This is a genomic window from Micromonospora sp. NPDC049374, from assembly GCF_040677165.1.
In the GTDB taxonomy this organism is placed as follows: Bacteria; Actinomycetota; Actinomycetes; order Mycobacteriales; family Micromonosporaceae; genus Micromonospora.
Window position 1 is genome coordinate 1 of the sequence record NZ_JBFAQH010000014.1, and the last position, 16159, is coordinate 16159.

The 16159-nt window shown below is 70.7% G+C and carries 20 protein-coding genes; 11 read left to right on the forward strand and 9 right to left on the reverse strand.

What is annotated here, in order from left to right; genetic code table 11:
- A partial coding sequence (locus AB0J93_RS22030) for a glycoside hydrolase (protein ID WP_363924193.1) occupies window positions 1–1385 on the forward strand: 1385 nt, incomplete at its 5' end.
- 91 nt (window positions 1386–1476) lie between these two features.
- Here AB0J93_RS22030 and AB0J93_RS22035 read toward each other — a convergent pair.
- Both AB0J93_RS22035 and AB0J93_RS22040 read right to left on the reverse strand, forming a co-directional pair.
- Window positions 1477–1971, reverse strand: a complete 495-nt coding sequence (locus AB0J93_RS22035) for a YcxB family protein (RefSeq protein WP_363924194.1) — start codon at window positions 1969–1971, stop codon at window positions 1477–1479.
- 272 nt (window positions 1972–2243) lie between these two features.
- The gene (locus tag AB0J93_RS22040) at window positions 2244–2537 is read right to left on the reverse strand and encodes an ATP-binding cassette domain-containing protein (protein ID WP_363924195.1); all 294 of its coding nucleotides are present in this window, start codon (window positions 2535–2537) and stop codon (window positions 2244–2246) included.
- A 204-nt stretch (window positions 2538–2741) separates the two neighbouring features.
- Between AB0J93_RS22040 and AB0J93_RS22045 the strand changes: the two genes are divergently transcribed.
- From AB0J93_RS22045 to AB0J93_RS22055, 3 genes are all read left to right on the forward strand, one after another.
- Complete coding sequence (locus tag AB0J93_RS22045) at window positions 2742–3767, forward strand: pyridoxal-phosphate dependent enzyme (protein ID WP_363924196.1); 1026 nt, start codon at window positions 2742–2744, stop codon at window positions 3765–3767.
- A 194-nt stretch (window positions 3768–3961) separates the two neighbouring features.
- Window positions 3962–4846 (forward strand): mechanosensitive ion channel family protein, encoded by an 885-nt coding sequence (locus AB0J93_RS22050; RefSeq protein WP_363924197.1) that lies wholly within the window; start codon window positions 3962–3964, stop codon window positions 4844–4846.
- 105 nt (window positions 4847–4951) lie between these two features.
- Complete coding sequence (locus AB0J93_RS22055; protein ID WP_363924198.1) at window positions 4952–5323, forward strand: DUF1330 domain-containing protein; 372 nt, start codon at window positions 4952–4954, stop codon at window positions 5321–5323.
- 132 nt (window positions 5324–5455) lie between these two features.
- Here AB0J93_RS22055 and AB0J93_RS22060 read toward each other — a convergent pair whose 3' ends face one another.
- The 3 genes from AB0J93_RS22060 to AB0J93_RS22070 all read right to left on the reverse strand — a co-directional run bounded on the left by AB0J93_RS22060 (window position 5456) and on the right by AB0J93_RS22070 (window position 9308).
- Window positions 5456–6625, reverse strand: coding sequence for an MFS transporter (locus AB0J93_RS22060; protein ID WP_363924199.1), 1170 nt, complete (start codon window positions 6623–6625; stop codon window positions 5456–5458).
- A 153-nt stretch (window positions 6626–6778) separates the two neighbouring features.
- Entirely contained in the window at window positions 6779–7975 is a 1197-nt protein-coding gene (locus AB0J93_RS22065) for an MFS transporter (protein WP_363924201.1), read from the reverse strand.
- A gap of 283 nt (window positions 7976–8258) precedes the next feature.
- Entirely contained in the window at window positions 8259–9308 is a 1050-nt protein-coding gene (locus tag AB0J93_RS22070) for a zinc-binding dehydrogenase (protein ID WP_363924202.1), read from the reverse strand.
- 72 nt (window positions 9309–9380) lie between these two features.
- Between AB0J93_RS22070 and AB0J93_RS22075 the strand changes: the two genes are divergently transcribed.
- Genes AB0J93_RS22075 through AB0J93_RS22085 form a run of 3 tightly spaced genes read left to right on the forward strand, consistent with a single transcriptional unit; the run spans window position 9381 to window position 10566 of the window.
- Window positions 9381–9974 (forward strand): helix-turn-helix domain-containing protein, encoded by a 594-nt coding sequence (locus AB0J93_RS22075; protein ID WP_363924203.1) that lies wholly within the window; start codon window positions 9381–9383, stop codon window positions 9972–9974.
- Entirely contained in the window at window positions 9971–10156 is a 186-nt protein-coding gene (locus AB0J93_RS22080; RefSeq protein ID WP_363924204.1) for a hypothetical protein, read from the forward strand. Before AB0J93_RS22075 ends, AB0J93_RS22080 begins: the two co-directional genes overlap by 4 nt.
- Before the next feature lie 2 nt (window positions 10157–10158).
- Window positions 10159–10566 (forward strand): alpha/beta fold hydrolase, encoded by a 408-nt coding sequence (locus AB0J93_RS22085; protein WP_363924205.1) that lies wholly within the window; start codon window positions 10159–10161, stop codon window positions 10564–10566.
- Between the two features lie 92 nt (window positions 10567–10658).
- Here AB0J93_RS22085 and AB0J93_RS22090 read toward each other — a convergent pair whose 3' ends face one another.
- From AB0J93_RS22090 to AB0J93_RS22100, 3 genes are all read right to left on the reverse strand, one after another.
- Window positions 10659–10949: a DUF427 domain-containing protein gene (locus AB0J93_RS22090; protein ID WP_363924206.1), complete on the reverse strand. Its 291-nt coding sequence runs from the start codon at window positions 10947–10949 to the stop codon at window positions 10659–10661.
- Between the two features lie 28 nt (window positions 10950–10977).
- Complete coding sequence (locus tag AB0J93_RS22095) at window positions 10978–11475, reverse strand: metallophosphoesterase (protein ID WP_363924207.1); 498 nt, start codon at window positions 11473–11475, stop codon at window positions 10978–10980.
- 112 nt (window positions 11476–11587) lie between these two features.
- On the reverse strand, window positions 11588–12169 hold the full coding sequence (locus AB0J93_RS22100) for a TetR/AcrR family transcriptional regulator (RefSeq protein ID WP_363924208.1): 582 nt from the start codon (window positions 12167–12169) through the stop codon (window positions 11588–11590).
- Between the two features lie 67 nt (window positions 12170–12236).
- Between AB0J93_RS22100 and AB0J93_RS22105 the strand changes: the two genes are divergently transcribed.
- The 4 genes from AB0J93_RS22105 to AB0J93_RS22120 all read left to right on the forward strand — a co-directional run bounded on the left by AB0J93_RS22105 (window position 12237) and on the right by AB0J93_RS22120 (window position 15776).
- Window positions 12237–13250, forward strand: a complete 1014-nt coding sequence (locus AB0J93_RS22105) for a hypothetical protein (RefSeq protein WP_363924209.1) — start codon at window positions 12237–12239, stop codon at window positions 13248–13250.
- 60 nt (window positions 13251–13310) lie between these two features.
- Complete coding sequence (locus tag AB0J93_RS22110) at window positions 13311–14426, forward strand: MerR family transcriptional regulator (RefSeq protein WP_363924210.1); 1116 nt, start codon at window positions 13311–13313, stop codon at window positions 14424–14426.
- Between the two features lie 92 nt (window positions 14427–14518).
- Window positions 14519–15613: a winged helix DNA-binding domain-containing protein gene (locus tag AB0J93_RS22115; RefSeq protein ID WP_363924211.1), complete on the forward strand. Its 1095-nt coding sequence runs from the start codon at window positions 14519–14521 to the stop codon at window positions 15611–15613.
- A gap of 16 nt (window positions 15614–15629) precedes the next feature.
- Window positions 15630–15776, forward strand: coding sequence for a hypothetical protein (locus AB0J93_RS22120; RefSeq protein ID WP_363924212.1), 147 nt, complete (start codon window positions 15630–15632; stop codon window positions 15774–15776).
- On the opposite strand, the gene AB0J93_RS22125 is transcribed toward AB0J93_RS22120, so the two are convergent.
- Window positions 15763–16140, reverse strand: a complete 378-nt coding sequence (locus AB0J93_RS22125; protein WP_363924213.1) for a hypothetical protein — start codon at window positions 16138–16140, stop codon at window positions 15763–15765. The two genes, AB0J93_RS22120 and AB0J93_RS22125, sit on opposite strands and share 14 nt — an antisense overlap.
- Window positions 16141–16159 lie beyond the last annotated feature (19 nt).

Here is a 16159-nt window from a genome sequence, read left to right on the forward strand (position 1 = left end):
CCACCTCATTCGGCTTCAACGGCTCCTGGACCAGCAGCAACCCCGCCCCCACCAGCTTCACCCTCAACGGCGTGGCCTGCACCGGCGGCGTCACCCCCACCACCCCACCCACCACCACCCCACCGCCGTCGCCCACCACCCCACCCCCGACCGGGCCGGCGGACATCACGGTCAACAGCGCCACCCGGTACCAGACGATCGACGGATTCGGGGCCGCGACCTCGATCTGGGGCAACGGCACCTGGTCGACGGCCGAGACCCAGACGCTGGTCGGGTTGGGCCCCAACCAACTGGGCCTGTCGATCGTCCGTACCGGCATCTCACCGGAATCCGGTGAGTGGCCGGTCCACGTGAACGCCCTGCGGACAGCCAAGTCGTACGGATCCGATGTGAAGATCCTCGCCTCGCCGTGGACCGCACCGGCGGCGTGGAAGACGAACAACAGCCGGACCAACGGCGGCAAGCTGAGGACCGACTACTACGACGACTACGCGAACCATCTGAACGGCTACGTCCAGTCCATGCGCAACCAGGGCATCACGATCGACGTCACCTCGGTGCAGAACGAGCCGGACTGGCACCCGGACTACGACTCGATGGACTGGAGCGGCACCGAGCTGCGCAACTTCGTACGCGACCACGGGACGCGGGTACAGAACACCAGGCTGATGGTCGCCGAGGCGGTGAACCTCAACTACACCTACACCGATCCGACCCTCAACGACGCGACCGCCCGCAACAACATCGGCTACATCGGCGGCCACCTGTACGGCACCGAGGCCTCCGGCCGGCTGCGGTCCTACCCGCTGGCCGACCAGCACAACAAGCCGGTGTGGATGACCGAGTGGAACCTGCACGAGGCCGACGGCAACGGTTCCAACATCTGGGGCAACCCCAGCAACCAGACGGTCTGGAACGAGACGCTCGACGACATCATGCGTACGGTGCACCGGTCGATGGAGTCCAACTGGTCCGCCTACGTGTGGTGGTACGGCAAGCGCTACTACTCCTTCATCGGCGACGGCGAGGCGGCCTTCGGCACCAGCGCCGGTGCCCCACTCAAGCGGGGGTACGCGTTCTCGCAGTACGCCAAGTACGTCCGCCCCGGCTACCAGCGGGTCGCCCTGACCAAGAGCGCCAAGGCTTCACCGTTGGAGGTGACCGCCTACACCGGCGGCGGAAAGACCACGCTGGTGATCCTGAACCGCTCGACCAGCGCGGTCAACAATGCGGTGATCCAGGTGCCGCAGAACGTATCCCGGGCCGAGCACCACCTCACCTCGCAGAACGCCAACGCGGCCAGTCAGCCGGTCACCGTCAACGGCGGACAGGTCTCCGTCAACGTCGGCGCCCGCAGCATCTCCACGGTCGTGCTCACCCCCTGACAGCGCTCAGCCCACCCGGGACGTGCGGAGGGTGTCCGCAGGCCCCGGGTGACCACCAGGCCCGGCCGCCCACGCCTCACCGCGGATCAGGTCAGGTGCGGAGCAGCCCACGGTCGGCCAGGAAGCCGCGCAGCGTCTCCGCGTCCTCGGCGGACATCAGCCGGCGTGGGATCACGGTCGCCGGCATCCGCCCCACGTACACGATCCAGAACTCAGGGGTGGCCCTCACCTGGGTCACCCCGTCCCAGGCGATGCCGCCGGACTCCGAGCCGCTGCGCATCATGATGTTGTCCTCGGTGATGTCGTAGCCGCCCTCCACGGCGTAGCCACTGGAGCGGCGTCGGGCCCGCCACCGCAGCCACGGCCAGTACAGCATCGCCAGCAGACCACCCAGGCCCAGCGTCATCCACACCGACAGAGTCTGCGCGCCCCACCCGAACCCCCGCGAGACGACAAAACCGATCACACCGACCGCTACCAGCATCGCGCCGATCAGGCGGTACCTCCGCGCCTGAGCACCGCTGAGCGCAGCGGCCACCCGGCCCGGATAGGCGGGATCGGCGGGTACGTCGAAACGGATGTGCACGCCAGCACGATAGTGCCTCCGCCGGCCCGGCAGTGGTTCACTGGTACAGGACGGACAGCGGCACTCCGAGGGCGATGGCCACGAGCGAGCCGAGTAGACCGGTGAGAGTGCCTTCGAGTACGACGGCCTTGCCGGCGGGAGACAGATCCCGCACCTTGTCGGCGTGGTCGCGATGCCGACGCGGCCCAGAAGCTCCAGCGCGAGCGGCCGGCGGCGGCGCGCCGGGACCGTGCCGCGGAAGTCCATCGGCAGCATCACGTTCTCCGCGACGGTCAGCGTCGACAGCGACTGGAAGGACTGGAACACCGGCCCGACCGCGCGCCGCCGCCACGCCGCCAACTGGGCCTCGGGCACCTCGTGCACCGCGGTCCGGCCACCCGGATCTGCCCGGCGGTCGGCCGGTCGATCCCGGCGAGCAAATTCAACAGTGTCGTCTTACCGCTGCCCGATCGGCCCACCACCGCCGTGAACTCGCCGGCGTCGACCGAGATGTCCACCCCGCTCAGCGCGGGAAACTCCCCGCCCGGAACCGGAGACGTCTTCGCCACGCCGCACACGTGGATCACTGGTTCGTCCGCCCGCGGATTCCCGGTCGAGCCGTTCGTTCCGTGACGCGTCAAGGTCAACGCCCACCCTTGTCAGGCCGAAGGTCAGCGTCCGCCACTCTGCCGGACGCTCCGCCGCGGTACCGGCACCCGACAGGACCGTGAAAGATCTCCCCGGCACACGAGTGCCCACGCCACGGCCGGTCGCCGCTACGCTGCTCAGTCGTGCAGAAGACCCGCCTCGACACCGCTCGGATCCGGGCGGCTCGCCACGTCATCGACCCGGTCTTCCTCGACACCCCGCTGTACCGGTGCGAGCCACTGGAGCCCGACCTGGGGTGCGCCGTGAGCATCAAGCTCGAAACAGCGAACCCGGTCCGCAGCTTCAAGGCCCGCGGCACCGAACTCGTCGCGAGCCGGCTCGCAGACGACGGCCAACACGCGGTGGTGTGCGCCAGCGTGGGCAACCTCGGCCAGGCCCTCGCCTGGTCCGGTCGCGGCCGAGGACTCGACGTCACAGTCGTGGCCACCCGCCATGCGACCGTCGCCAAGCTCGATCGCATCCGGGCCCTGGGCGCCACGCTGGAGTTGGTCGACGGTGATCACGAGCTGGCCCGCGACCGGGCGGCGGCCATCGCCCAGCAGCGCGGCATCCGGCTCCTCGAAGACAGCCTGGACATCGAGACCTGCGAAGGCGCGGGCACCATCGGCCTGGAACTGGTGGAGACCGCGCCGCCCTTCGACGCTGTGTTGGTCGCACTCGGCGGCGGGGCGCTGGCCACGGGCGTGGGACACGTCCTGAAGGAGCAGGCACCCCACGTCGAGGTGCTCTGCGTCCAGCCGCAGGGCGCACCGGCGATGACCCGCTCCTGGCATCAGCGGCACGTCGTCACCACCGAGTCGACAAACACCATCGCCGACGGCGTCGCCGGCCGGCGCCCCATCCCGGCCGTCCTGGACGACCTGCTCCTGGTCGCCGACGACGCCATCCTCGTCCAGGAAACCTCGATCATCACCGCCATGCGGATGCTCCTCGACCAGGCCGGCCTCGTCGTCGAACCGTCAGCCGCGCTCGGTGTCGCCGCGCTCCTCGAAGATCCTGACCGCTTCGCCGGCCGACACGTGACCACCATTGTCTGCGGCAGCAACGTCGACGTGGCCGCCTACCACCGCTGGGTCCGCCCGCAGCCGGGCACCCGTCGACCCTTCCTCCGTACGGTCGACGCGGGCCGCGTCGGCAAGACCCGCTGAGCGCCCGGCCCGGGCGCAGGCTCCACCCGGCCCGGATGGTGTGTCGCGCAATCCCAGATTCCCCTGCCGGCGGCTGCCTATGGTGAAGGCGCGACGGACACACACCGGTCGGCCGCCGAGGACGATGGGCAGCAAGCACCATGGCGCGGTTCCTGGAAATACTGTGGGACACGAGCAGCGTGAACGGTCGCCTCGTGACCAGCGTCGTCCTGGTGCTGCTCGCTTTCGTCGTCGCCGTCCTGGCCGGCCGCCTGAGCACGATGAGGGTGAACGACACCACCAACCGCTACTACCTCCGCAAGGCGGTGCACTACCTGACCGTCGTAGCGCTGCTGTTCGCGCTGGCGCTGCTGTGGCGGCCGTTCGCCGGCCGCGTCGGCGTGGTCGTCGGCCTGCTCGCCGCCGGTCTCGCGCTGGCCCTGCAGGAGGTCCTCGGCGCATTCGCCGGCTGGATCAGCATCCTCACCGGCCGACAGTTCCGCGTCGGTGACCGCATCCAAATGTGCGGCGTACGCGGCGACGTCCTGGACATCACGCCACTACGGACCCGGATCCTGGAAAGCGACTCCTCCTCCGACCCGGAATCCTGGATCCGCGGCCGCCAGTACACCGGGCGAGTGGTGTCCCTGTCGAACCGTTTCGTGTTCACCGCGCCGGTGTTCAACAGCAGCATGGTCCTGGACCACCTGTGGGAAGAGTTGACCCTGCCGGTCCCCTACGAGGCGGACTGGCACCTGGCGGAACGCATCCTGTGCGAAGAGGCGCAGAACATCTCCTCGACCGCCGAGGCGCAGCGCGCAATCGAGCAGATGCGCCACCGCTACCCGGTCGCCGAGGCCGAGGTGGATCCCCGGGTCTTCATCCGCGCCACCCCGAACTGGATAGAACTGTCCGCCCGGTTCGTGGTGCCGGTCCGCGCCGCCCGACAGGTCAAGGACCAGGTCACCCGACGAGTGCTCGACCGCTTCAGCGAAAACGGCCTCCGGGTCGCCTCCGTGACCCAGGACATCACCGTCCATCCGCCCCAGCCACCAGGAAGTCCCACGCAACCCGCCGCACCTGTACCCGGGCGCACCTGAGCGTCCGTCAGCTACCCACGACGCCCTCGGCCGGACACCCGGTGGCTTTCCCGTCGCCGCAGTCTGTGGTCTGATGTCGCCACCTTGACGGATGGAGACGCGGACATGGCCGTCGACCCGACCGGTCGGGATCTGAAGGCATTCCTCGCCACCGATCCCGCGGCGCCTGTGGTGATGCTCAACCTACTGCGCTTCGACGAGGGTGGGCGGGAGTCGTACGAGCGCTACGCCACCGCGCTACGCGAGACCTTCCTGCCCCGCCACGGCGGCGAGGTGCTCTACGCCGGTGACGGCGGAACGGCCCTGGTCGCGGAGGAGGGTCAGGCGTGGGACGCGGTGCTGCTGGTGCGGTACCCGAGCCGGACGGCTTTCAGCCGGATGGTCGCCGACCCGGAGTACCAGCAGGTCACAAGGTGGCGAACGGTCGCCTTGCGGGAGGCGGTGCTGCAACCGACCACACCCTGGGTCAGCGGCTGACCGGCGGTCGACACCGGCCCTGCGGGGCGGGTCGGACGCCGAGCGAATCAGCGAACTCAGCCGCTACCCTTGACCCGGGGGCCAGGAAAGCCGAACTCACGCCACCCGGTCTCCGCTTCGTGGCAATGGCTGTCACCGGGAGCGGAACCCACGGTTCGGCTCATGTGCTGTCTGCGTGTGCTGCCGGCCGACCGGACGGCGAGAACCGAGGGTGAAAGCCAACCCACCCAACGCCGCGGTGACCGCGCACAGCAGGAGCGCCGCTCGATAACCGAGGTTCTCCACCGCCAGGCCCGCCAGGATGCCGGAGACCAGGAGGCCCGCGGTGGACGCGTTGGCGTAGAGGGTGGTGGCGCGGCCGGTTGCCGGAGCAAGAAGGTCCTGGAAGTAACGAATGCCGGCGGCCCCGACGATGGCGATCCCGACGCCGCGCAGCACCTGCCCGATGATCAGCAGCAGCATGCTCGAGGATACGACCGTCAGGGCGAAATAGCACACGAAGGAACCGAAGCCGCCGAGGATCAGAGCTCGCTGACTGACCCCTGCGGGAACGACGGCCAGCCCCAGCGTGGCCACCACCTCGACCGCAGCGCACACGCTGAAGAGGACGCCGACCGACGCGGGCTGCTGATGCAGGACGCGCGTGACGAACAGCGGCAGCGCCAGGCTGCCTGCGAACATGGCGGTGAAGAACAGGGTGACGCTCAGGGTGAGCAGCACAGGGACGCGGCCCGACGAGGCGCTGACGACCGCCGCAGACCCGGGCCGTGGCACGCCAAGAACAGCCAGGGCGGAGGCGAGAAACACCCCGGCCGCCACCCAGAACAGCCACGAATAGCCGCCCCGGGAGAGCACGAGCGCACCTAGCAACGGCCCGACGGCCCACGCCAGGGACCAGGCCGAGCGCAGCAGCGGCGCGGAACGCTGCCCGGCGGTCCCCTCCCCGAGCACGGCGCGGGCCAGGGCGAACAGCTGCGGAAAGGCCGCCCCCATCGCCGCGAGCACCGTCGCTGCCATCAACAGCAGCGCCAGGTAACTCTGAACCCGGGACAGCAGCAGGTAACCCGCCGCGCCCAGGAGGATGACGACGATCGTGTACGCCCGCGCGGGCCGTCGATCGAACAGTCGCCCGAGCCACCAGCTGATGGTGATCCCGCCGACTGCGAGCACTGAGCTCCACACGCCGATCTGCAGCGGTGTCAAACCGACCACATCGGCGCCGAAGAGAACGATGTAGGAGTTGACCATCGAGTCGGCGATGCCGAGTAGGAAGACACCGGTCAGAAGCGCGACGAAGGGCACGTGATCTTCGTACCGGGCTTGTCGTTCCGGCGACATCGATTAATCTCCGTGACCATCGATGGCCGAGCAGAACCCGTCCTCCGCTGTCGTGCGACCCTCGTGCACGCTCATCGGATACTGCTGCCGGCCCGGGGGCGGTGCCCTGTCTGCTGCTCAGGCGTGCGCGGGCTGGCGGCCGAACGCGCGCATCGCCAGCGCACCGACGAACGGGCCGGGAGCGAGCAGCAGGAACGCCCAACGCCAGCCGACCGCGTCGGCCAGGACGGGCACGAGTTGGATGGTGACGACGGTCAGGGCGAAACCGATGGCCGTCTGCGCGGTGAGCGCGGTTCCGACGTACCGCCTGTCGGCGACCTCGCTCAGGGCGGTCGAGAAGACACCGGAATCCGCGACCACCGCGGCGCCCCACACCACCCCCAGCAGTACGACGGCGCCGGGCGGCGCGGTGAAGAACAGCGGCGAGGTTAGGCAGCACGCGCCGCTGACCACCAGGGCGGTGAACGCGGCCCGGGGTCGTCCGAACCGGTCGGCGGCCCAGCCGCCGACGAGACATCCGGCGACCCCGGCGAGGCCGATGGCCAGGAACGCGAGCAGGCTGACGTTCGCGTCGTCGCGACCGGTCCGGGCGGCCGTGCCCGCGATCAGGAAGCTGGGCAGCCAGGTCCACAGCGCGTACAGCTCCCACATGTGTCCGAAGTAGCCCAGGTTCACCAGCCGGGGACCACGCCGGCCGAACATCGCCAGGGCGTACCGGGGGTACGGACGCGGTGGCGTGCCGGGAGCGAACTGCGGGCCCTCCCGCACCAGGGTCACGGCCACCACCGCACCGAGCAGCGCGCAGCCGGCCGCGGTGGCCATCACGCCGCGCCACGGCAGATCGCCCAGTCCGCCGATCAGGTGCGGTAGCGCCGAGCCGAGGGTCAGCGCACCGATCATGACGCCGAACGCGAGCCCTCGGCGGGCCGGCGGCGCCCAGGATCCGGTCAGCTTCATGCCGACCGGGTAGACCCCGGCCAGGAAGACACCGGTGAGGAAGCGCAGCGGGATGGCCCCGGCCAGCCCGTCGACGGTGAGGGCGAAGAGGCCGGTGCAGGCGGCGGCGAGCGTCGCGCAGCCGGCCATCAGCAGGTGCGGCCTGATCCGGTCGGCCAGGTTCAGCACTGTCGACGTGACGGCACCGGCGACGAAGCCGAGTTGGACGGACGCGGTCAGCCACACGGATGCGGCGGCGCTGATCTGCCACGACTCGCGTAGTGCCGGCACCACGGCGGAGGCCGAGAACCACACCGCGAGGCTGAGCACCTGCACGGCAGCGATCAGCGCACGCTGTACCCCGGGTCGTGACGTCATCTGCGCTCCTCGACTGCCACCGTAGATCATCTTGGTGCGCAGCGAACTGAGGGCCACTGCCCGCGCGCAGCCGCAGCGAATGCTGGCGGCCGGGTCCAACCGACGTTCCCGTGAGCGTCCATCCCGGTGGCCCGCTACCTGCGGTGACGCCACACACAACCGCTAAACCGTCCTAGGAGGGTAGGATCATTGCGGTCTCCTCGGGACGGCCGTGCACTCCGATCCCGCCGTGGCCGGCGCCGCCGGGCTGCGCGGCCCGATGCTGCACGGGCCGGACGGGTCCCTACGGGACCAGGACGATCTTTCCCACGTGACGTCGACGGGCGAGTTCCTCCTGGGCTTCAGCGGCCTGGTGCAGTGGGAAGGTCGCCGCGATGACGGGCGCGATCTCACCCCGCCGGGCCAGGTCCATCAGCAGCTCGAAGTGTGCGGGGCTGTGCATCGCGGAGCCGATCAACTGTGCGTTGTGCAGGTAGAGGCGGCGCACGTCGAAGCCCACCTGGTAGCCGCCGAGTGCGCCGGCGATGACCCATCGGCCGCCGTCGCGCAGCAGGGGCAGGCCCTCACTCACGAGGTCTCCGGCGACCACGTCGAGCCCGACGTCGATGCCGTCGGGGGCGATGGCGCGGACCTGCTCGACGACGCCCTTCGCGCGGTCCACCACCTCGTGTGCTCCCGCCGCGCGCACCGAGTCGATCTTCGCTCCGCTGCTGATGGCGAAGACCCGCGCGCCACGCGCCCGGGCGATCTGCACCAGCGCCAACCCCACGCCGCCGGAGGCTCCCGAGACCAGGACGGTCTCCCCCGCCCGCAGCCGGCCCCGCTCGATCATGCCCAGCGCCGTGCCGTACGCGGTCGGCAACGCCGCGAGCTGATCGTCCGCGAGCGGTGACGCCGTCATGTCGTGCACCTGCCGCGCCGGTGCGGTCACGTACTCGGCGTAACCACCGTCGCGTTCGCTGCCCATCAGGCCCACCGGGTTCGCGTCCGGCCCCTCGGCGTCGTAGATCGCCGGATCGACGACCACCCGGCGGCCGACGAGGCTCCCGTCCACGTCGGGCCCCACCGACACGACCCGGCCGGCCACGTCGGCACCCTGGATGCGAGGGAACTCGATCGGCCCCCGCCAGCCCGAGGGCGCCTTCGGGTCCCCCGGCCGACCGTAGGCGCCCTCCCTGGTCCACAGGTCGGTGTTGTTCAGCGCCACCGCGCTGACCTGGACCAGCACCTCCCCCGCCGCCAGGGCGGGCACGGCCACCTCCGCCTCGGTCAGCACGTCCGGCCCACCGTGCCGGGCGATCCGCATGGCACGCATGGTCGTCGGCACCGCCATCAGCTGCCCCCTCCTGAAGTACACTGATCTGTGAACCACCAGCGTACAGCGATCGGTGAGGAGGAGCCCCGCATGACGGAAACTCGGGCCCGGACCCCGGCTGGCCGGCGCATCCTCGCGGCCGCCGAGGAACTCTTCTACGACCGCGGAATCACCGCCGTCGGCGTGGATCTCATCGCCGAGCACTCGGGTCTGACCAAACGGACCCTGTACAACCAGTTCGGCTCGAAAGATCAGCTCATCACCGCCTACCTCACCGAGCGCGACCAGCGCTGGCGGTCGCTCGTCCGCGACACCGTCGACGCATGCGCCGACCCGGTCGACGCGGTCACCGCACCGTTCGACGCGCTGCGGATCTGGAGCAGGACGAACACCCGAGGGTGCGCCTTCATCAACGCGCTGGCCGAACTCCCGGACCCCGCGCATGCCGCCCACCGCATCGCCGCGAACCAGAAGCACTGGCTGCTGAATCTCTTCAGGCAACTCGCCACCGCGGCGGGCTGCACGCGACCCGTACCCCTCGCCACCCGACTCCTCGTGCTACACGAGGGCGCTCTCGCCACCCAACCACTCGCCCTCGACACCCTCACCGTAAGCGTCGACGTGGCGCGCAGCCTCGTTCGCGCGAGCCTCCCGACCGGCGGAAGGAACGGCGCGCACCGATGACCCCGACCGTCCCGCTCGCCCATGACGTCGATGGCGTCGGACCACTCCTCGTCGCGATCCACGGCATGACCGAGGACCGCCACTTCTGGAATCGGGTGCCGCTGGCCTCCTACTTCCGCACGGTCCGCTCGACCTGCGCGGCCACGGAGGCTCGCCGCGGGTGGCACCGTACGATCCGCTGAGCATGGCCGACGACCTCCACGAACTCGTCCGCGCCCTGGGCATCGAGCAACGCCCGCTGGTCGTGGGGCACTCCTACGGCGGGGTGGTGGCCACTGCCTACGCTGCCCGCTTCCCGGCGCGCGGTGCGGTCACCGTTGATCAGACACTCGATGTGAAGCCGCTGCCGGCACGGATGGCGCAGGCCCTGCGGGGCGAGAATTTCGCCGACGTCATGGCGATGCGGCAGCCCATTCCCTTCCTGTCGCTACACGGGCTGCCCGTAACCGACGAGTATTCGGCCTGGCTGCGCAGCCGGATCCCCGGCGCGGTCGTCGAAACGTCGCCGACCGTCACCCACTACCCCCACCTGGCCGACCCTTCCTGGTTCGTGCAGCGGCTGATCGCCTTCGACCGCGCCCACTCGGGGTGACATGCGGCGGGTGCCGTCCGGTCGTCGGCCGGGCGACGCTGCGGCCTGCCGCCGTCGCGACCGTCGCGCAGCCGCAGGGACATGACCCGGAGTCAGTCGTCCCCGACGACCTTGACGTCCTTCCAGAACGCGACCCGGTCGCGGATCATCTCGGCCTCGGGCAGCGGCTGCGGGTAGTACCAGACGGCGTCCACACTGGTCTGCCCGTCGTGCTCCAGCGTGTAGTACGACGCGGTGCCCTTCCACGGGCAGACCGTGTGGGTGTCGGAGTCCCTCAGCAGGTCGTCGCGGAGCGCGGCACGGGGGAAGTAGTGGTTGCCCTCGACCACGACGGTGTCCGGGCTCTCGGCGACGACCAGGTCGTTCCAGATGGCTTTCGGCATGCTTCCAGACTAGGTCGGCCCGCGCCGGCTAGCGCGGCACCTCGTGCAGGGTGACGGCGTCGAGCCGACCGCCGGTCAGTTCTGCGGTGAGGTACGTCGCGTACGGCTGGCGGCGCCGGTCGGTCGGCGAGCCGGGGTTGAGCAACCGCAGACCACCGGGGGCCTCGCTGTCCCAGGGGATGTGGGAGTGGCCGAAGACGAGCAGGTCGCAGTCGGGAAAGCGAGCCGCGCACCGCCGCTCCCGGCCGCTGGCCGGGCCGGTCTCGTGCACCACCGCGATGCGCATCCCGCCGACGTCCACGCGGGCGATCTCCGGGAGTCGGGCCCGCAGGTCGGGACCGTCGTTGTTGCCGTGGACGCCGATCAGTCGGGCGCTGCGCCGCTCCAGGTCGTCGAGCAACTCGGCGCTGACCCAGTCGCCGGCATGGATGACAAGGTCGGCGGCGTCGACGGCAGCCCACAGCCCGGGCGGCAGGTCACGGGCACGTTTCGGCAGGTGGGTGTCCGCCATGATGACCAACCGCACCTGGTCAGCGTAGCCCCGCCCCGGCTCGGGACGGCCCATCCTGATCGACCGCCGGCCGGTGGGTCGGGCGTCGCGGGGACCGGGCCACGCGGACCCGTCGCGCGTGCGAGGGTCAGACGCGGCCGCGTACGAGCGGCAGGAAGACCTCGTCGACGATTTCGATCAGGACCTCGTCGGGGACCGACGGGATCCCGCGCGTCGCGTACTCGGCTCTCAGCAGCATCATCGGCGTGGCCGCGACCCGCGGGTGCACGGCCGACGGTGGTGCCTCACCGCGGGCGACCGCGCGGTCGAGGATGGTCAGCCAGGCGCGGTCCATGGTATCCGCGCCTGATCGTTCGCGCATGAGGTCGAGCAGCGCCGGGTCGTCCGCCGCCGCGGCAAGCAGGCTGCGCAGGACCGCCCCGTGCGGCGAGGACCACGTCTCGTTCGCCTTCCGCAACATCTCGAGCGCATCGCCCCGCAGGGTGCCCGTGTCGGGGTTCGGCATCGCGATGTCGGAGAGGTGGCGGTACGCCGCGATGCCCAGCGCCGCACGATGCGGCCATCGGCGGTAGATGGCGTTCTTGTTGGTCCCGGCCCGGGCGGCGACCCGGTCCATGGTCATCCCCGCGTAGCCGGACCGGCGTAGTTCCACGGCCGCCGCCTGCAGGATCGCCCGTTCCAGTTCCTCGCCCCGGCGTCTGGTGCCCATGGCTTGCAGGGTACTAGACGTACCCTATAAGGTACGCCAAGTACCCTGTAGGCGAGGAGAGCTGCCCGTGCGCGTCTTCGGCATGAACTACGACACCGGCTTCGTGAGCGCCGGATCCACCACCCACGAGCCGTTCGTCCCCGAGACCGTGCGGCGCGACCTGCATGTCATCCGCGAGGAGTTGCACTGCGACGCGGTACGCCTCACCGGCGGTGTCCAGGATCGACTGGAGTTGGCCGCGCGACTCGCCGCCGAGGCGGGGCTCGAGGTGTGGTACTCCCCCTTCACCAACGGCCTCGACCGCGACGAACTGATGGCGTTCCTGCTCGACGGCGCCGAGCGGGCCGAGCGGCTCCGCCGCACCGGCGCCTCGGTCGTGTACCTCACCGGCTCCGAGATCTCCCTGTTCACCGACGGTTTCCTGCCCGGTCGCGACCTGGTCGAGCGGCTGACACTGTTCGCCGATCCGATGCGCATGCGGGAGGCGGTCCCGGTTGCCCGAGCCGCCGTACGCGAATTTCTCGCCGAGGTGGTGCCTGCGGTGCGCCAGCGGTTCGGCGGCCCCGTCGGCTACGCCTCGATCCCACTGGAGGACGTCGACTGGGCACCGTTCGACATCATCGCCAGCGACGCCGGCTACCGTGACGCGACGAACGCCGCGGTGTTTCCGCAGACCCTGGCCGCAGCGGTGGGGCAGGGCAAACCGTACGCCGTCACCGAGTTCGGCTGCTGCACCTTCCGGGGTGCGGCCGACGTCGCGGGCGCGACGGAGCCGGTGACCTACGACGAACACGGCCGCGCCGCGAAGCTCACCACCGAACTGGAACGTGACGAGCAGGGCCAGGCCCGCTACCTGCTGGACCTGCTACACGACTACGAGCGTGGCGGGGTGGAGGCGGCGTTCGTGTACACGTTCGCGAACCGGCACCTACCCACCACCGGCGACCCGGCGCACGACTACGACCTGGCCGCACGCGGCATCGTGCGGGTCCTGCCCGACGGCTCATGGACGCCGAAGGCAGCCTTCCACGCCCTAGCCGAGTACGGCCGCGCTCGCGCGCAGACGTTGGAGCGGACCTGAGGAAGATCGGGCGGCGGCGAGCCTTGTTCCTCACGCGGCGTGATGCCCGATAGTCGTGCCATGGCAGAGCACCTGACCGTGGGACGGGTGGCGGAGCTGGCCGGCGTCAGCGTCCGCACCCTGCACCACTACGACGAGATCGGCCTCCTCGAACCGTCCACTCGAACCGCGGCCGGACACCGGGCCTACTCCGTCGACGATGTGGAGCGGCTCCGGGAGGTGCTCGCCTACCGGCGGCTCGGCTTCGGGCTGCGCGAGATCGCGGACCTGGTCGACGATCCGACCACGGACGCGGTCGCGCATCTGTGCCGGCTGCGGGGCCTGCTGATGGATCAGCGTGATCGCGCTGCCGCTATGGTGACGGCCATCGACCGGGAGCTGGAGGCACGGGCGAGGGGAATCAGGACGACACCGGAGGAGCAGCTGAGAGTGTTCGGGGCCCAGTTGTACGACGCCATCGGATCCGCTTACCCCGCGACGCGACGCACCGAGCCACGAATCGCCGCGCGCATCTGGGCTGCGCTGGGTGACGCCCGGACGGTGCTGAACGTCGGAGCCGGCACCGGCTCGTACGAACCACCCGACCGCGACGTCACGGCGGTGGAGCCGTCGGCGGTGATGCGGGCGCAGCGGCCCCCGGGTGCGGCACCGTGCGTGGCCGCGGCCGCGGAGAGTCTGCCGTTCGAGGACCAGTCCTTCGACGCCGCGATGGCGGTCAGCACCGTCCACCACTGGCCGGACCCGGTCGCCGGGCTGCGTGAGATGCGGCGGGTGGCCCGCCGCGTGGTGGTGTTCACCTACGACGCCGACGACACCCGCTGGCGGCAGCGATTCTGGCTCACCCGCGACTACCTGCCCGAGTTCGCCGACCTGCTCGTCGGGTGGCCGTCGCTGGCCGACCTGACCGGCGCGATCGGCGGCCACGCCGAGCCGGTGCTGGTGCCGTGGGACTGCGCCGACGGCTTCTTCGAGGCGTACTGGCGCCGGCCCGAGGCGTACCTCGACGACCACGTACGCCGCGCGGTGTCGGTGTGGACCAGAGTCGGACCGCAGGCCGAGCAGCGGGCGGTCGGCGGGCTCCGGGAAGACCTGGCCTCAGGCCGGTGGGCCGAGCGCAACCGCGACCTCGTCGCCCTCGACGCGGCAGAACTCGGTCTCCGTCTGCTGGTGGCCTGAACCAACCGGGCCACATCCGGACGCGACAGTGGAGCTGTCGCACCCTCAGGTCCGCCCGGAAGATGTCCGGGGTGGGCGATAGCGTCGGCGCCATGAGCGTGCTCGACCGCCGTGCCCTCAACCGGGCCCTGCTGGCCCGTCAGCTCCTGCTGCGCCGGCACGACATGCCGGTCGCCGACGCCCTTGAGCACCTGGTGGGGTTGCAGGCGCAGGAGCCGTTGGAGCCCTACGTCGGGTTGTGGAGCCGGCTGGCCGACTTCCAGCCGTCGGCGCTGGCCGAGCTGCTGCTGAGCCGCCGGGCGGTCCGCACCCTGCTGATGCGCCGCACCCTGCATCTGGTGACCGCAGGCGACTGCGTCACGCTGCGGCCGGTGCACCAGGCGATGCTGGTCTCACGCATGTGGTCGACGTTGCGCCGCGCGCTGCCCGGCGTCGACCTCGACGAGCTGACGAAACTGGGCAGACCGCTGTTCGAGGAGCGGCCACGCATGCTCACCGAGGCGGCCCGCATGATCGCCGACCGTTGGCCGGGTGTGCAGGCGCGCACGTTGGGCGACGCGCTCAGCACGCTCGTGCCGCTCGTGCAGGTGCCACCGCGTGGTGTCTGGGGCCAACGCGCCGCCGCGTACAACACCACCATCGAGGCGTGGTTGGGTCGGCCGTTGCCGCCGGAGTCGCCCGCCACCGTCGACGCGCTGGTCCTGCGTTACCTCGCCGCGTACGGTCCGGCGGCCACCGCCGACATCCGCGCCTGGTGCGGGTTGGGCGGGCTGCGGGAAGCCGTCCAACGGTTGCGCCCGTCGCTGCGGACGTTCCGCGACGAGCGCGGCCGCGAGCTGCTCGACGTGCCCGACGGCGCGCTGCCCGACCCGCAAACCCCGGTACCGCCGCGGTTCCTGCCGGCGTTCGACAACGCGGTGCTCGGCTACGACGACCGCAGCCGCGTCATCGACACCGAACATCGCGGGCTGAGCGTCACCGGCGCACGCTTCCTGCTGGTCGACGGACGGGTCTCGGGCACCTGGGCGGTCACCGCCGACGACGGCGCGACGACGTTACGGATCACGCCGCTGCGCGGCCTCACGCCGGATGAGCGCGACGCCGTCGTCGCCGAGGGCGAGAGCCTGCTGACCATGTTTCAGCCCCAGCCACCCCACCCCAACCGCGTCTCGATCATCGACGCCTGACACCAGGGTGGACGCCGTGGCTACTCGCGAGACCTCGCCGCCCACGGTGTCGCGGCCGGCCGCGTCCAGCATCGGCTCCAGCGACCGTTCGATGGGGGCAGTGCTCGGGCAGTTCTGGTCGTTGGCACCGGTCGGGGCCGTCGGCGGGCTCAGGGCACCGTGATCGGGATGATGGTCTCCGGGTCGTTGATCGTGACCTGCCCATTGAGCGGCGGCACCTGCGAGACCTGCATGTAGTGGTTGCCGAGACCGATCGGGTCGTCGAGCGGTACCGGCTTGTCGACGGCCACGAAGGTGAACTGCACAGTGCTGCTCGACTGTGCCTGCGGTCCCGGGACGGTGCACACCAGCGCCGTCTGGGTGGCGTCCGGACGTACCGCGCAACCGTTCCAGTCATCGCCCGCCGGCCGGACCTGGACCGGCAGGATGAGCAGGATCTCCAGTCGGGCGACGTCGACAGCGCCGTCATTGGTGACGGCGACCGTCAGCCGGCCGGTGAAGCCGTCGCCCTGCTGACGGAACGACAAGGCGGAGGGTACGACGGAC

Bases quoted from the DNA above. Each gene is read 5' to 3' on its own strand.
- AB0J93_RS22055 (WP_363924198.1), top strand. From the start codon at position 4,952: ATGGCCGTCGACCCGACCGGTCGGGATCTGAAGGCATTCCTCGCCACC.
- AB0J93_RS22065 (WP_363924201.1), bottom strand. From the start codon at position 7,975: ATGACGTCACGACCCGGGGTACAGCGTGCGCTGATCGCTGCCGTGCAG.
- AB0J93_RS22070 (WP_363924202.1), bottom strand. From the start codon at position 9,308: ATGGCGGTGCCGACGACCATGCGTGCCATGCGGATCGCCCGGCACGGT.
- AB0J93_RS22075 (WP_363924203.1), top strand. From the start codon at position 9,381: ATGACGGAAACTCGGGCCCGGACCCCGGCTGGCCGGCGCATCCTCGCG.
- AB0J93_RS22080 (WP_363924204.1), top strand. From the start codon at position 9,971: ATGACCCCGACCGTCCCGCTCGCCCATGACGTCGATGGCGTCGGACCA.
- AB0J93_RS22085 (WP_363924205.1), top strand. From the start codon at position 10,159: ATGGCCGACGACCTCCACGAACTCGTCCGCGCCCTGGGCATCGAGCAA.
- AB0J93_RS22090 (WP_363924206.1), bottom strand. From the start codon at position 10,949: ATGCCGAAAGCCATCTGGAACGACCTGGTCGTCGCCGAGAGCCCGGAC.
- AB0J93_RS22100 (WP_363924208.1), bottom strand. From the start codon at position 12,169: ATGGGCACCAGACGCCGGGGCGAGGAACTGGAACGGGCGATCCTGCAG.
- AB0J93_RS22110 (WP_363924210.1), top strand. From the start codon at position 13,311: ATGGCAGAGCACCTGACCGTGGGACGGGTGGCGGAGCTGGCCGGCGTC.
- AB0J93_RS22115 (WP_363924211.1), top strand. From the start codon at position 14,519: ATGAGCGTGCTCGACCGCCGTGCCCTCAACCGGGCCCTGCTGGCCCGT.